The 14,744-nt window shown below is 69.2% G+C and carries 14 protein-coding genes; 5 read left to right on the top strand and 9 right to left on the bottom strand.

The genetic code is table 11. The features are described 5' to 3' along the window. Nucleotides 1–91: 91 nt before the first annotated feature. The 3 genes from ABZ826_RS20570 to nth form a co-directional block, all read right to left on the bottom strand. Entirely contained in the window at nucleotides 92–1,297 is a 1,206-nt protein-coding gene (locus ABZ826_RS20570; RefSeq protein WP_361449907.1) for a MarP family serine protease, read from the bottom strand. 88 nt (nucleotides 1,298–1,385) lie between these two features. Next, nucleotides 1,386–2,075: a CoA pyrophosphatase gene (locus tag ABZ826_RS20565; protein WP_361449937.1), complete on the bottom strand. Its 690-nt coding sequence runs from the start codon at nucleotides 2,073–2,075 to the stop codon at nucleotides 1,386–1,388. A 221-nt stretch (nucleotides 2,076–2,296) separates the two neighbouring features. After that, nucleotides 2,297–3,145, bottom strand: a complete 849-nt coding sequence (nth, locus tag ABZ826_RS20560) for an endonuclease III (protein ID WP_361449934.1) — start codon at nucleotides 3,143–3,145, stop codon at nucleotides 2,297–2,299. Between the two features lie 544 nt (nucleotides 3,146–3,689). Between nth and ABZ826_RS20555 the strand changes: the two genes are divergently transcribed. Then, nucleotides 3,690–4,364, top strand: a complete 675-nt coding sequence (locus ABZ826_RS20555; RefSeq protein WP_014046869.1) for a Crp/Fnr family transcriptional regulator — start codon at nucleotides 3,690–3,692, stop codon at nucleotides 4,362–4,364. A 310-nt stretch (nucleotides 4,365–4,674) separates the two neighbouring features. Here ABZ826_RS20555 and ABZ826_RS20550 read toward each other — a convergent pair whose 3' ends face one another. The 4 genes from ABZ826_RS20550 to ABZ826_RS20535 all read right to left on the bottom strand — a co-directional run bounded on the left by ABZ826_RS20550 (nucleotide 4,675) and on the right by ABZ826_RS20535 (nucleotide 7,268). Next, the gene (locus ABZ826_RS20550) at nucleotides 4,675–5,505 is read right to left on the bottom strand and encodes an MBL fold metallo-hydrolase (RefSeq protein ID WP_361449905.1); all 831 of its coding nucleotides are present in this window, start codon (nucleotides 5,503–5,505) and stop codon (nucleotides 4,675–4,677) included. After that, the gene (locus ABZ826_RS20545) at nucleotides 5,502–6,428 is read right to left on the bottom strand and encodes an NUDIX hydrolase (RefSeq protein WP_361449903.1); all 927 of its coding nucleotides are present in this window, start codon (nucleotides 6,426–6,428) and stop codon (nucleotides 5,502–5,504) included. The genes ABZ826_RS20550 and ABZ826_RS20545 overlap by 4 nt, the downstream gene beginning before the upstream one ends. Nucleotides 6,429–6,639: 211 nt before the next feature. Next, nucleotides 6,640–7,110, bottom strand: a complete 471-nt coding sequence (locus ABZ826_RS20540) for a RidA family protein (protein ID WP_361449900.1) — start codon at nucleotides 7,108–7,110, stop codon at nucleotides 6,640–6,642. Beyond that, nucleotides 7,110–7,268, bottom strand: a complete 159-nt coding sequence (locus tag ABZ826_RS20535; RefSeq protein WP_003967454.1) for a DUF4177 domain-containing protein — start codon at nucleotides 7,266–7,268, stop codon at nucleotides 7,110–7,112. Before ABZ826_RS20535 ends, ABZ826_RS20540 begins: the two co-directional genes overlap by 1 nt. A 71-nt stretch (nucleotides 7,269–7,339) precedes the next feature. Here ABZ826_RS20535 and ABZ826_RS20530 point away from each other — a divergent pair, with 71 nt between their 5' ends. Next, entirely contained in the window at nucleotides 7,340–8,326 is a 987-nt protein-coding gene (locus ABZ826_RS20530; protein ID WP_361449897.1) for an ArsA-related P-loop ATPase, read from the top strand. Nucleotides 8,327–8,574: 248 nt separating this feature from the next. After that, entirely contained in the window at nucleotides 8,575–10,071 is a 1,497-nt protein-coding gene (locus ABZ826_RS20525) for an ArsA family ATPase (protein ID WP_361449931.1), read from the top strand. A 13-nt stretch (nucleotides 10,072–10,084) separates the two neighbouring features. On the opposite strand, the gene ABZ826_RS20520 is transcribed toward ABZ826_RS20525, so the two are convergent. Beyond that, complete coding sequence (locus ABZ826_RS20520; RefSeq protein WP_361449928.1) at nucleotides 10,085–10,435, bottom strand: WhiB family transcriptional regulator; 351 nt, start codon at nucleotides 10,433–10,435, stop codon at nucleotides 10,085–10,087. 386 nt (nucleotides 10,436–10,821) lie between these two features. Here ABZ826_RS20520 and ABZ826_RS20515 point away from each other — a divergent pair, with 386 nt between their 5' ends. Next, entirely contained in the window at nucleotides 10,822–13,062 is a 2,241-nt protein-coding gene (locus ABZ826_RS20515) for a transglycosylase domain-containing protein (RefSeq protein WP_361449894.1), read from the top strand. Nucleotides 13,063–13,189: 127 nt separating this feature from the next. On the opposite strand, the gene ABZ826_RS20510 is transcribed toward ABZ826_RS20515, so the two are convergent. Next, on the bottom strand, nucleotides 13,190–13,654 hold the full coding sequence (locus tag ABZ826_RS20510; protein ID WP_361449891.1) for a GatB/YqeY domain-containing protein: 465 nt from the start codon (nucleotides 13,652–13,654) through the stop codon (nucleotides 13,190–13,192). 79 nt (nucleotides 13,655–13,733) lie between these two features. Between ABZ826_RS20510 and ABZ826_RS20505 the strand changes: the two genes are divergently transcribed. Beyond that, the gene (locus ABZ826_RS20505; RefSeq protein WP_361449888.1) at nucleotides 13,734–14,672 is read left to right on the top strand and encodes a metallophosphoesterase; all 939 of its coding nucleotides are present in this window, start codon (nucleotides 13,734–13,736) and stop codon (nucleotides 14,670–14,672) included. Nucleotides 14,673–14,744: the final 72 nt, after the last annotated feature.

Genomic DNA, 14,744 nt, shown 5'->3' with positions numbered 1-14,744 from the left:
ACTTCGTCACACCCGGTCAACACGACCACCCCCGGACCGGACACGGCCAGGCAACAAATCCACCCGACTCAGCCACCCGCGAAGTACGGAACTAGAGCGCGCACGACTGGCTGTCGACCTGCTGGTTGGCGGCGTGCCCGTGCGCGATGTCCTCGCGGATCTCGTCGGCCGTCAGGGCGTAGCCGGTGTCGGGGTCGTCGAGCGATTTCGCGAAGACGACCCCGTACACCTTTCCGTCGGGGGTCAGCAGCGGTCCGCCGGAATTGCCCTGACGGACCGTCGCGTAGAGCGAGTACACGTCGCGGCGAACGGTGCCCCGGTGATAGATGTCCGGGCCATCGGCGTCTATGCGGCCCCGGACACGCGCGGCACGTACGTCGTACGAGCCGTTCTCCGGGAAGCCCGCGACGATGGCGCTGTTCCCGGTCTGGGCATCGTGGTCGGTGTCGGTGAACTTCAGCGGCTTCGCGCGGAGATCCGGTACGTCGAGTACGGCGATGTCCCGCCGCCAGTCGTAGAGGACGACCTTCGCGTCGTACAGCCGCCCCTGGCCGCCGATCTGGACGGTCGGCTCGTCGACGCCGCCGACGACGTGGGCGTTGGTCATCACCCTGCGGTCGGAGAAGACGAAACCGGTGCCTTCGAGGACCTTGCCGCAGCTCGGCGCCGTACCGACGACCTTGACGATGGACTCCTTGGCGCGGGCTGCCACGGGGCTGCCGACCAGCGCCGGGTCCGGGGCGCGGACTTCGGTGATCGGCTCGTTGACGAAGGGGCTGAAGACCTGCGGGAAGCCGTTCTGCGCGAGGACGGAGGAGAAGTCCGTGAACCAGGTGGAGGCCTGGTTGGGCATCACGCGGGAGATGCCCAGCAGAACCGAGGAACTGCGGACCTCCTTGCCCAGCGTCGGCAGTGACGTGCCGGCCAGCGCCGAACCGATGAGCCAGGCGACCAGCAGCATCGCGACCACGTTGACCAGGGCGCCGCCGGTGGCATCGAGGGCGCGCGCGGGTGACCACGTGATGTACCGGCGGAGCTTGTTCCCGAGGTGGGTGGTGAATGCCTGCCCCACCGAGGCGCAGACGATCACGACGACGACGGCCACGACGGCTGCGGTCGATGAGACCTCGGATCCGTTCGTCAGTTGGTCCCACAGGACCGGCAGCAGATAGACGGCGACGAGACCGCCGCCCAGGAACCCGATCACCGACAGGATGCCGACCACGAACCCCTGGCGATAGCCGATGACCGCGAACCACACGGCGGCGGCCAGCAGCAGGATGTCCAGCACGTTCACCGTCTATAGCCTCGCAGATTCGTCACCGGGCCCGTTCCTTCGGCTGGTTCCGGGCGGGGCCGGACAGCACAGCACGGGGTTCAGCCTGTCATGCGCGCCAGTCGAGCGGCACCTGCTTGGCGGTGTCCCACGGGCGCTCCCAGCCTGCGAAGTGGAGAATGCGGTCGATCACTCCGGCCGTGAAACCCCAGACCAGGGCGGATTCGACCAGAAATGCCGGGCCTCGGTGACCGCTCGGATGGACCGCGGTCGCGCGATTGGCCGGATCCGTGAGATCCGCCACGGGGACGGTGAAGACCCTGGCGGTCTCACCCGGATCGACCACACCGACCGGGCTCGGCGACCGCCACCAGCCGAGGACCGGCGTCACGACGAAGCCGCTCACGGGGATGTAGAGCCGGGGCAGCACGCCGAAGAGCTGGACCCCGCGCGGATCGAGGCCGGTCTCCTCCCGGGCCTCCCGCAGCGCGGCCCTGAGCGGCCCTGTCGTCGCCTGGTCGCCGTCCTCCGGGTCCAGGGCGCCACCGGGGAAGGAAGGCTGCCCAGCATGGGAACGCAGGCTTCCGGCTCGCTCCATGAGAAGCAGCTCGGGGCCGCACTCACCCTCTCCGAACAGTACGAGTACGGCGGACTGCCGCCCGGCGCCGCTCTCGGGCGGCAGAAAGCGGCTGAGCTGGTCCGGCTCGATGGTTCGCGAGGCACGGGCCACGGGGTCGAGCCAGTCGGGCAGGCCCTCGGCCGTGACGGTGATGGCGGAGTCGTGTGCCGCGCCCGCCATTGCGGCGGCCGCCACCGCAACGGCCGCCGCCGGACTGACCGCCGCAGGCGCGGTCGGCGCCTCCGCGATGCGATCACGCCGCGTCTGCTCGTGCGCGGCCCGTTCGCGCGTGTTCTGTTCGTGCGTGGGTTGTTCGTGCGTGGGTTGTTCGTGCGTGGCTTGTTCTTGCTTGCTCTGTTCGTGCGTCTTCATAGGCACCCCTCGTCTCACAACGCCTGTCGTCACGCATTTCGTTCCGGAGCGAGCGCCGTAGGTCGGTCGGCTCCCAGGGCCGGCGCGGGCTTGCCCGGGTAGTCCGGCGGCGGGCTCAGCCGCTGGCCGGGCTGACCGCCCATCTCGTACTTCAGCAGTTTCCTGGCCTTCTCCGGGTCCGTCTCACCCTCCCCGTACGCGGGGCAGAGCGGGGCGATCGGACAGGCTCCGCAGGCGGGCTTGCGGGCGTGACAGACGCGGCGGCCGTGGAAGACGACGCGGTGGGAAAGCATCGTCCACTCACTCTTGGGAAAGATCGCGCCGACCTCGGCCTCGACCTTCTCCGGGTCCTCCTGCTCCGTCCACTTCCAGCGGCGGACCAGGCGCCCGAAGTGGGTGTCGACCGTGATGCCCGGAACACCGAAGGCATTCCCGAGGACGACATTGGCCGTCTTGCGGCCGACCCCGGGAAGTGTGACGAGATCAGTGAGGCGACCCGGCACCTCGCCGCCGAAATTGTCCCTGATGGCCATGGAGAGGCCTATCAGCGACTTGGTCTTGGCCCGGAAGAAGCCGGTCGGCCGAATGAGCTCTTCCATTTCCTCCGGGACGGCCGCGGCCATGTCCTCGGGGGTGGGGTAGGCGGCGAAGAGCGCGGGGGTGGTCTGGTTGACCCTCAGATCGGTGGTCTGGGCGGAGAGCACCGTGGCGACGAGAAGCTCGAAGGGGTTCCTGAAGTCCAGCTCGGGGTGGGCGTACGGGTAGAGCTCGGCGAGCTCACGGTTGATCCTGCGGGCCCGGCGGACCATCGCCAGATGCGATTCCGGTTTCGCTCCGGTTCTGGTTCCTGCCTTCGTTCCTGCCTGCGAGGCTTTCACGGTGGTCTTCGTGACGGACTTCGTGGCGGCTTTCACGGTGGTCTTCGTGGTGGATTCCGACGCGTCCTTCGCGGCGGCTTTCCCGACGGCTTTCCCGGCGACATTCCCAGCGGACTTCGGTGCGGGTTTCACTGCGGGCTGCGCGGCCCTCCCCGCCGCAGGCTTCGCCGTCCGCTTGGTCACAGGCTTGGTCACGGGCTTCTCTGCTGCCTGGGCTCCGGCCCTCGGGGCACGCCCGACCGCAGCGCGTTTTGTCGCCTTTTCCAGGCTGCCCCCAGCCTGTTCGCCCACAGCGGAATCACGGCCTTCCGACACCCCACCAGCCCCCTTGGCCTGCGCTCTCACCGGCGATCTAGACACCCGGCCAGCCTAGAGCCACGCACCGACATCCGCCGCGGTCGCGATGCATCCACCCCCAATCGGCCCCCTGCCGCACAGTTCGGCACGTCCGTGCGTCAAACTGGTTTGTGATTGATCGCACTGTTTTACCGTCCGGCATGATGGGGACCACGGTTCCCTGAACAGGCCGACAAGGAGAGAACTCGTGGACGACGTTCTGCGGCGCGCCCCGCTTTTCGCGGCGCTCGATGATGAGCAGGCCGCGGAGCTCCGCGCCTCGATGAGTGAGGTGACCCTCGCACGCGGCGACGCGCTCTTCCACGAGGGCGACCCGGGCGACCGCCTCTATGTGGTCACCGAGGGCAAGGTGAAGCTCCACCGCACCTCCCCCGATGGGCGCGAGAACATGCTGGCGGTCCTCGGCCCCGGCGAGCTGATCGGTGAGCTGTCGCTCTTCGACCCGGGCCCGCGCACGGCCACCGCGACCGCACTGACCGAGGTCAAGCTCCTCGGCCTCGGCCACGGTGACCTCCAGCCCTGGCTGAACGCCCGCCCCGAGGTGGCCACCGCCCTGCTGCGCGCCGTCGCCCGCCGACTGCGCAAGACCAACGACCAGATGTCCGACCTGGTCTTCTCGGACGTCCCGGGTCGCGTCGCCCGCGCCCTCCTCGACCTGTCACGCCGCTTCGGTGTCCAGTCGGAGGAAGGCATCCACGTCGTCCACGATCTGACCCAGGAAGAGCTGGCCCAGCTGGTCGGCGCCTCCCGCGAGACGGTCAACAAGGCACTCGCCGACTTCGCCGGACGCGGCTGGCTGCGCCTGGAGGCGCGCGCCGTGATCCTGCTGGACGTGGAGCGCCTGGCGAAGCGGTCCCGCTAGGCGCTGCCCGACGCCGGACCCGGGACACGCCCCCCCGCCCGGTCGGACGGACGGGCGGGCGGGCGGGCGGGTGAAGTGTCGACTGCCTCTGCAAGGCCCTGCCTCCCGGCGGGGCCTTGCGCATGTCCGTCCCAGAGCCTCTCGTATGGATCCAAGGGCTGTCGCGCCCCGGTGCCGCGCCTGCTGTCCGGCCTGGTCCACGCGCCTGCTGATCCGGCCTGGTCCACGCCCGCTGATCCGGCCTGATCCATTGCCTGCCGATCCGGTCTGATCCACGCCCGCTGATCCGGCCTGACCGAAACGAGGAACCCTAGATCAGCCCGTGCTCGCCCAGGTACTCCAGCTGCGCCAGCACTGAGAGCTCCGCCGCGGGCCACAAGGACCGGTCCACGTCCGCGTACACCTGCGCCACCACCTCCGACGCCGTCCGGTGTCCGGCCTCGACCGCCGTCTCCACCTGGGCCAGCCGGTGCGCGCGGTGCGCGAGGTAGAACTCGACCGCTCCCTGCGCGTCTTCCAGGACCGGGCCGTGGCCCGGCAGCACCGTGTGCACGCCGTCGTCGATGGTCAGCGACCGCAGCCTCCGCAACGAGTCGAGGTAGTCGCCGAGCCGCCCGTCCGGATGCGCGACGACCGTGGTGCCGCGTCCGAGGATCGTGTCGCCTGTCAGCACCGCCCTGTCCGCGGGCAGATGGAAGGAGAGCGAGTCCGCGGTGTGCCCGGGGGTCGGCACGACATGCATCTCCAGTCCCCCGGTGGTGATCACATCCCCCGCCGTCAGGCCCTCGTCGCCGAGGCGCAGCGCCGGATCCAGGGCGCGCACCTTCGTACGGGTCAGCTCGGCGAAGCGTGCCGCGCCCTCCGCGTGATCGAGATGTCCGTGGGTGAGCAGAGTGAGCGCGATCCGGCGGCCCGCCCGCTCGGCGGTGTCCATGACGGCCCGCAGATGTATGTCGTCCAGCGGCCCCGGGTCGATGACGACCGCGAGCTCGGAATCCGGCTCGGCGACGATCCAGGTGTTGGTGCCGTCCAGCGTCATCGCCGAGGCGTTGGGCGCCAGGACATTGACGGTACGAGTGGTGGCCGGGCCGGACGGGACCCCACCGCGTGGCTGTCCGGGCAGCGCGGCCGCGTCGCTCATACGGCTTCACCTCCCCCGCCACCGTCACCGCCGAGGCCACCGGCCGGCCCGCGCGGGATGTGCTTGGTGAACTCGTCGTGCCCCGGCCAGCTCAGCACCAGCCCGTCGCCCTCCAGCCGCGCCTGTGCCAGCACGGGGGTGAGGTCCTGGGATTCCGCCGCCTTCAGGGCCTCGGCAGCCGTCCCGTACGGCCTGAGCGCCCGCAGGGTCGAAACGGTCGGCGGCATCATCAGCAATTCGCCCCTGTCGTACCCGTCGGCCGCCTCGCCTGGCCGGATCCACACGGTGCGGTCGGCTTCCGTGGAGGCGTTGCGGGTGCGCTGGCCTTCGGGGAGCGCGGCGACGAAGAACCAGGTGTCGTAGCGGCGCGGCTCGAACTCGGGGGTGATCCAGCGCGCCCAGGCGCCCAGCAGATCCGAGCGCAGCACCAGACCGCGCCGGTCCAGGAACTCCGCGAAGGACAGCTCCCGGGCGACCAGCGCCTCTCGGTCGGCCTCCCAGTCGGCGCCGGTGGCGTCACTGACGACCGTGTCGGCGGCCGGGCCTGCGAGGAGGACGCCTGCCTCCTCGTACGTCTCGCGGACCGCCGCGCAGACGATGGCCTGCGCCTCGGTCCCCGTATCGACACCGAGCCGCTCGGCCCAGCTCTCCAGTCCGGGTCCGGCCCAGTCGACGAGCCGGTCGTCGTCGCGCGGATCGACTCCGCCACCCGGATAGGCGTACGCCCCGCCGGCAAAGGCCATGGAGGAGCGGCGGCGCAACATGTGGACGGCGGGGCCGCCCTCGGTGCCGGCGGCCGGATCCCGGAGCAGCATCACGGTCGCGGCACGCCTCGGGCTCGCGGCCGTCAGCTCACCGGCGGCGAGTGCCCGGATCCGGTCGGGCCATTCCGATGGGTACCACTGACCATTGGACTTGGACATGGCCGGAGGCTATCCGGAACCGCGACGATGTTCGAGAGGCACGTTGACCCGTACATGCCTTGTACACACATGATCCCGCCCGGTCGTGACGACCGGACGGGATCAAAGAGCCTGCAGCGGACGCTCAGCAGGCGTACGACTCATACGCCCGGCGACACAGCCGGCGTACGGCTCACAGGCCAACGACCGCGGCAGGCGCAGAGCTCAGACCTCAGTCCCCGACCAGCTCGACCTGGACCTCGACCTCCACCGGTGCGTCCAGCGGCAACACCGCGACGCCCACCGCGCTGCGCGCGTGCACGCCCTTGTCGCCGAGGACCGCGCCCAGCAACTCGCTGGCACCGTTGATCACGGCGGGCTGGCCGGTGAAGTCGGCGGCCGAGGCGACGAAGCCCACGACCTTCACCACACGCGCGATCCGGTCCAGGTCGCCCGCGACGGACTTCACGGCGGCCAGCGCGTTGAGCGCGCAGGTCTTCGCCAGTTCCTTGGCCTCGTCGGGTGTGACCTCCGCACCGACCTTGCCGGTGACCGCGAGCTTGCCGTCCACCATCGGCAGCTGGCCGGAGGTGTACACGTACACCCCGGACTGCACGGCCGGCTGGTACGAGGCCAGCGGCGGTACGACGTCCGGCAGCGTCAGCCCGAGCTCGGCGAGCTTCGCCTCGACGGAGCCCGCCACTACGCCTTCTCCCGCTTCAGGTAGGCCACGAGTTGCTCGGGGTTGTTCGGGCCGGGAACGACCTGGACCAGCTCCCAGCCGTCCTCGCCCCAGGTGTCCAGAATCTGCTTCGTCGCGTGCACGAGAAGGGGCACGGTCGCGTATTCCCACTTGGTCATGGCCCGACTGTAATGCCTGGCACGCACAGCCTCGTGCGTAGCCCGTGGCCCGACTGGTTAGGCTCGAATACGTGAGCAGGTTCCAGGTCGTCAGCGGCAAGGGTGGTACCGGTAAGACCACGGTCGCCGCCGCCCTCGCGCTCGCCCTCGCGGCTGAGGGAAGACGCACCCTCCTTGTGGAGGTCGAGGGCAGGCAGGGCATCGCCCAGCTCTTCGAGACGGAGTCCCTTCCGTACGAGGAGCGCAAGATCGCCGTCGCGCCGGGAGGAGGCGAGGTGTACGCCCTCGCGATCGACGCGGAGCGCGCCCTTCTCGACTACCTCCAGATGTTCTACAAGCTCGGCAGCGCGGGCCGGGCGCTCAAGAAGCTCGGTGCGATCGACTTCGCCACGACCATCGCGCCCGGCGTACGGGATGTACTGCTGACCGGCAAGGCCTGCGAGGCCGTACGCCGCAAGGACAAGCAGAACCGGTACATCTACGACTACGTGATCATGGACGCCCCGCCCACCGGACGCATCACGCGCTTCCTCAATGTCAATGACGAGGTGGCGGGGCTGGCCCGGATCGGCCCGATACACAATCAGGCACAGGCCGTGATGCGGGTGCTGAAGTCCCCCGAGACCGCGGTCCATCTGGTGACGCTGCTTGAGGAGATGCCCGTCCAGGAGACCGCGGACGGCATCGCGGAGCTCCGGGCCGCCGAACTGCCGGTCGGCCGGGTCATCGTGAACATGGTGCGACCGCATCTGCTGGACGGGGACACGCTGCGCACCGCGGCCGGGGGCCGCCGCAAGGAGATCGCCAAGGCGCTGACGCGAGCGGGCGTGACCGGCTCCGCGGGGCTCGTGCGCCCTCTGGTCGAGCAGGCCGCCGAGCATGCCCAGCGGGTCGAGCTGGAGCGTGAGCAGCGTGCGGTGCTCGCGGGTCTGGAGCTGCCGGGGTACGAACTCCCCCTGATCGGCGAGGGGATGGATCCCGCCGGGCTCTACGACCTGGCGACCGAACTGCGCAAGCAGGGTGTGGGTGACGGGGCGGGACAAGGGGTGGGTACGTGACACAGGGCACGAGTACGGGTGCCGGCACCGGCACAACCACGGGCACGGGAGCGGGCACCGGCACCGGCACCGGCACCGAATCGGCCGCAGCCACTGCCACCGGCATAGACACAGCCCCGGACTCGGCCGCTACCGAGGTCACTACCACGGGCACGGGCACGTCTGTGTTCGCGGACAGGGTCACGGACACGGACACGGACGGGGTCAAGAACGCGGTCCCGTCCACGTCCATGCCCACGTCCACACCCATGCCCACATCTACGGACAAAGCCACCGGAACGGACACCGGCGCCACCACCACCGCCACCACGAACAAGGCCAGGGCCGCCACCACGCCCGCCACCCAGGACCCCGCACCCGCGCTCACCCCCGTGCTGGACACCGACGCACTGCTCGACGACCCCGAGATCCGGATCGTCGTGTGCTGCGGTTCCGGCGGGGTGGGCAAGACCACGACCGCCGCGGCGCTGGGCGTACGGGCGGCCGAGCGAGGCCGTAAGGTCGTCGTCCTCACCATCGACCCGGCCCGCAGGCTCGCCCAGTCCATGGGCATCGACTCGCTGGACAACATCCCGCGCCGGGTGCCGGGCATCACGGGCGAGGGCGCCGGGGAACTGCACGCCATGATGCTCGACATGAAGCGGACCTTCGACGAGATCGTCGAGGCGCACGCGGACGGCGAGCGGGCCCGCGCGATCCTGGAGAACCCCTTCTACCAGTCCCTGTCAGCCGGTTTCGCGGGCACGCAGGAGTACATGGCAATGGAGAAGCTCGGCCAGTTGCGCGCGCGCAACGAGTGGGACCTGATCATCGTCGACACCCCGCCGTCGCGCTCCGCACTGGACTTCCTGGACGCGCCCAAACGGCTCGGTTCGTTCCTGGACGGAAAGTTCATCAAGCTGCTGATGGCCCCGGCGAAGATGGGCGGCCGGGCCGGGATGAAGTTCCTCAACGTGGGCATGTCGATGATGACCGGCACCCTCGGCAAGCTGCTCGGCGGTCAGTTTCTGCGCGACGTGCAGACCTTCGTGGCGGCGATGGACACCATGTTCGGCGGCTTCCGCACCCGGGCCGACGCCACGTACAAACTGCTGCAGGCGCCCGGCACGGCGTTCCTGGTCGTCGCAACACCGGAGCAGGACGCGCTGCGCGAGGCGGCGTACTTCGTGGAACGGCTGGCCGCAGAGGAGATGCCGCTGGCCGGTCTGGTGCTCAACCGCGTCCACGGCAGCGACGCCGCCCGGCTCTCCGCCCAGCGCGCCCTGGCGGCCGCAGAAAATCTTGACGGGGTCGGCATTGTGGATCAGGCGGCCGGGAAGGCTGGACTTCGTGACCCGGACGACCGGTCGGTAGCCTCCCCCGAAGCCGTCGCCGCCTCCGTTGCCGCCCACAAGGACATCGAAGACCACGAGTTGGACCCCGAAACGACCCGAGACTCCGAGCCGGATCCGGAAACGGAATCGGTCCCGGAAACTGGTTCGGAAACAGATCCTGAACCGGCTTCCGGAGCTTCTCCCGAGGCCGCTTCCGTCGAGCAGTTGACCGCAGGCCTGTTGCGGCTGCACGCGGAACGCATGCAGGTAGTCGCACGCGAACGACGTACGCGCGACCGCTTCACCGCGCTGCATCCCGAGGTCGCCGTGACCCAAGTGGCCGCGCTGCCCGGTGATGTACATGACCTCGCAGGTCTCCGAGCCATCGGGAACCGGCTCGCGACCGGCTCCACCCCGGCCGGAGCTGCGTAGCTGGCCGTTCGCCCTATCCCACCGCGGCGTACCTCTCGTGGAGTTCATCGCCGTCCAGTCCGATCGCCACGGGCAGGATGCCCGCGGACTGCTCGTACTCGCTGCGCGCGGTCTCCAGCAGCCGGCGCCAGGACGTGACGGTGGGCCGCCTGCGCAGCAGCGCGCGGCGCTCCCGCTCCGTCATTCCGCCCCACACGCCGAACTCGACGCGATTGTCCAGCGCGTCGGCCAGGCACTCGGTCCGCACCGGGCATCCGGTGCACACCGCCTTGGCCCTGTTCTGCGCTGCCCCTTGTACGAACAGTTCATCCGGATCAGTAGTGCGGCAGGCTGCCTGCGCACTCCAGTCGGTTACCCAGCCCATCACGGCGCCGTCCTCTCCCGAATCGAGGCTCCCCCACGGCGGCAGCGGCATATTCACCGCTGCCAGTTGAGGACGTTACGGAAGGCGGCGACAGCACAACACCCCCTTCGGGCCCAATCTTGGATGGCCCGAACGGACTATGCGTATGCGGCAGATCACCCAGGGGAGTGAGGTGAGGACATACGTGACTATCCCCTCAGATTTGGGACAGTTCTCCTGGATCACAACGGACGTTCGATGACATAGGAGGCGATTTCGGGAGCGCCTGAACGTGTGGCCGGATCGTGCACGGGGGTTGATGCGCAACGGGACTGCTGTGACAGTTGAGAGCAGCTTAGGCCAAGGCATATACGTGTGTCCGGCGAATGAGAACGTAGGCTGCCCCCATGCCAAAGAAGCGCTCAGGCGGGGGTCTCACGACGACCCAGCAGGCCGCCAAGTTCCTCGGTGTCGCCGCACTTTCCGGAGTTGTGCTCGCAGGCATCGCGCTGCCGGCCGCCGGAGCCCTGGGGCTCGCCACCAAGGGAACGGTCCAGGGATTCGACGAGATCCCGGCCAATCTCCAGACTCCGCCGCTGAGCCAGCGCACCACGATCCTGGACAGCAAGGGCGGAATGATCGCCACGGTGTACTCGCGCGACCGCACGGTGGTCAAGCTGAAGGACATCTCGCCGTACATGCAGAAGGCGATCGTGGCGATCGAGGACGCCCGCTTCTACGAGCACGGGGCGATCGACCTCAAGGGCATCCTGCGCGCACTGAACCGCAATGTGCAGACGGGCGGGGCCGCGGAGGGCGCATCGACCCTCACGCAGCAGTACGTGAAGAACGTCTTCATCGAGGAGGCCGGCGACGACCCGGACAAGGTCGCGCAGGCCACTCAGCAGACCATGGGCCGCAAGATCCAGGAGCTGAAGTACGCGATCCAGGTCGAGGAGAAGCTCGGCAAGAAGCGGATCCTGGCGAACTACCTGAACATCACCTTTTTCGGGCAGCAGGCGTACGGCGTCGAAGCCGCCTCCCAGCGCTACTTCTCCAAGTCGGCGAAGGACCTGACGCTGGAGGAGGCCGCGCTGCTGGCCGGCATCGTGCAGTCGCCGAGCCGCTACGACCCGGTCAATGACACGGCGGAGGCGACCAAGCGGCGCAACACCGTGCTCCAGCGCATGGCCGACGTCGGTGACATCACACAGGCCGAGGCCGACAAGGCGAAGGCCAACCCGATCAAGCTGAAGGTCAAGAAGCCGAAGAACGGCTGCATCACGGCCGTCAGCGGCGCGGGCTTCTTCTGCGACTACGTACGCAACGTCTTCCTCACCGACCAGGCCTTCGGCAAGACCAAGGAGGACCGGGCCAAGATCTGGAACCGGGGCGGTCTGACGGTCCGGACGACGCTCGACCCGCAGTCCCAGCAGTCGGTGCAGAACTCGATCAAGAGCCACGTCTACAAGTCGGACAAGGTCGCGACGGCCGTGACGCTGGTCCAGCCGGGCACCGGCAAGATCATGGGAATGGGCCAGTCCAAGCCGTACGGCTTCGGACCCAACGAGACCCAGTACAACTACTCGGTCAACAAGAGCATGGGCGGCTCGAACTACGGCTTCCCGACCGGTTCGACGTTCAAGCCCTTCCTCGCCGCGGCGGCCATAGAGGGCGGCAAGCCGGCCACCCAGGTCTACCCGTCCCCGTACGAGATGGACTACCCGGACACCGTGCAGTCCTGCGAGAAGCCATGGGTCAATGACGGCGTGCCGAAGTATCACCTGGAGAACGAGAGCGAGTCCGAGAAGGGGCCGTACGCGCTGAAGGAGGCGATGGAGAAGTCCGTCAACACCTACTTCGTGCAGATGCTCCAGGACATCGGCATGTGCCCGGTCTCGCAGATGACCGACAAGCTGGGTGTGGTGCAGGGCGACGGCACCAAGCTGCCGCAGAACCCGTCCACGCTGACCCTCGGGTCCAACGGCCTGTCGCCGCTGACGATGGCCGGCGCGTACGCCACCTTCGCCAACCGCGGCACGTACTGCACACCGATCGCCATCGAATCGGTCAAGAAGGCGGACGGCACCTCGCTGCCCGTGCCGAAGACCACCTGCTCACAGGCGATGTCGCAGACGACGGCGGACACGATCAACACCCTGCTGCGCGGCGTGGTCGACTCCGGTACGGGCCAGGAAGCCGGCCTTCAGAACCGCGACAACGCGGGCAAGACCGGTACGACCGACGCCCGTAAGAACGCCTGGTTCGTCGGCTACACGCCGAACATGTCCGGCGCGGTCTGGGTCGGCAGCCCGTCCCAGAGCGTCGAGATGGAGCACATCACCATCGGTGGCGTGTACCAGGACAAGGTGTACGGCGGACAGGTCCCCGGACCCATCTGGCGAGACGCGATGACGGGCGCCCTCGATGGAGTGCCCGCACCCGCGTTCAACACCGTCAACATCCCGGATCCGCCCAGGGGCCACGACGACAGAGACAGGGAGAGGGGCAGGGACAGGCGGGGCGCCGGGGGCAGCAAGCCCGGCAACAAAACCCCGTTCCCCGGCATCAGCATCCCGCCGGACCTGATCGGCGGGAACAACGGCGGCCACCGCGGACAGGCCAACGGCGGCACGCAGGGCCCCTGACCCATACGGCACACGCACATGAAGGCGGGGCGCCCCGGATCGATCCCGATCCGGGGCGCCCCGCCTTTTCGCGTACAGCCCTGCTTTTCGCGTACAGCCCTGTCCGTAGTCCGTACGGCGCGCTGCCTCAGCCCGCCAGGAGCTTCTTCACCGCGGCCGCCACCCGGCCACCGTCCGCGAGCCCCGCGACCTTCGGGTTCACGATCTTCATGACGGCGCCCATGGCCCGCGGGCCCTCGGCCCCGGCGGCCCTGGCCTCTTCGACGGCGGACGCCACGATCGCGCCCAGTTCGTCGTCACTCAGCTGCTTCGGCAGGTACGCGTCGAGCAGCTCGCCCTCGGCCCTCTCGCGCTCGGCCTGCTCGGCCCGGCCGCCCTGGGCGAAGGCCTCGGCCGCCTCACGGCGCTTCTTGGCCTCCTTGGCGATCACCTTCCGCACCTCGTCGTCGGAGAGCTCACGCGCCGTCTTGCCGCTGACCTCCTCCTTCGCGATCGCGGTGAGGGTCAGCCGGAGCGTGGACGAGGTCAGCTCGTCACGCGCCTTCATGGCCGTGGTGAGGTCTTCCTTGAGCTTGGACTTGAGCGTGGTCATGTGCTGATTGTGGCAGGTACGGGGCAGCAGGCGCCCGCCGGTTTTCTTACCGCCGCACGGCGTCTGCGACGATGGGCGCATGCGCGCACGCTACGGAGTACCCCTGAAAGTCACGGCAGTCGGCGCAGCGGTCGGCGTGGCCGGCCTCGCCTACGCCGCCGGATTCGAGGCCCGCTCGTTCCGCCTGCGGCGGGTCACCATCCCCGTACTCCCCGACGGGGCACGCCCGTTGCGCGTGCTCCAGGTCTCCGACATCCATATGGTGAGCGGCCAGCGCAAGAAGCGCGCCTGGCTGCAGTCGCTGGCCGGACTGCGCCCGGACTTCGTCGTGAACACCGGCGACAACCTCTCGGACCCCGGGGCCGTGCCCGAGCTGCTCGACGCGCTCGGTCCGCTGATGGAGTTCCCGGGCGTGTACGTCTTCGGCTCCAACGACTACTACGGCCCCAAGCTCCGCAACCCGGCGCGCTACCTCTTCGAGAAGGCCCAGGGCCGGCACGGCCTCAACGGCAACACCCCGGCGGTCGGCGTCGTCCACAACCCCTGGGGACCGATGCGCGACGCCTTCGACGAGGCGGGCTGGCTGGGGCTGTCCAACACCCGAGGCCGCCTCAAGATCGACGGCCTGGAGATCGCCTTCACCGGCCTGGACGACCCGCACATCAAGCGCGACCGCTACGCGGAGGTGTCCGGCGGCCCCGAGACGGGTGCCGACCTCTCCGTCGGCGTCGTCCACGCCCCCTATCTGCGCTCCCTCGACGCCTTCACCAGGGACGGTTACCCTCTGATCCTGGCCGGTCACACCCACGGCGGCCAGCTCTGCATCCCCTTCTACGGGGCCCTGGTCACCAACTGCGACCTGGACACGGACCGGGTCAAGGGCCTGTCCACCCACTCCGTCGAGGACAACCGCGCCTACCTCCACGTCTCCGCAGGCTGCGGCACCAACCGCTACACCCCGGTCCGCTTCGCCTGCCCCCCGGAGGCGACCCTGCTGACCCTGACCCCCCGTGGCTGATCAGCCACGGCCCCCTTGCCCCTCCCCCGCCCTCAGCGGCACATAAACCGGATTTCGTCTGCGGGCGCGGGT

Origin of the sequence: Streptomyces sp. NPDC047515 (assembly GCF_040643055.1) — a bacterium.
GTDB lineage: Bacteria > Actinomycetota > Actinomycetes > Streptomycetales > Streptomycetaceae > Streptomyces.
Note: the sequence above shows the minus strand (reverse complement) of the source record. Positions and strands in the feature narration are given on the sequence as shown.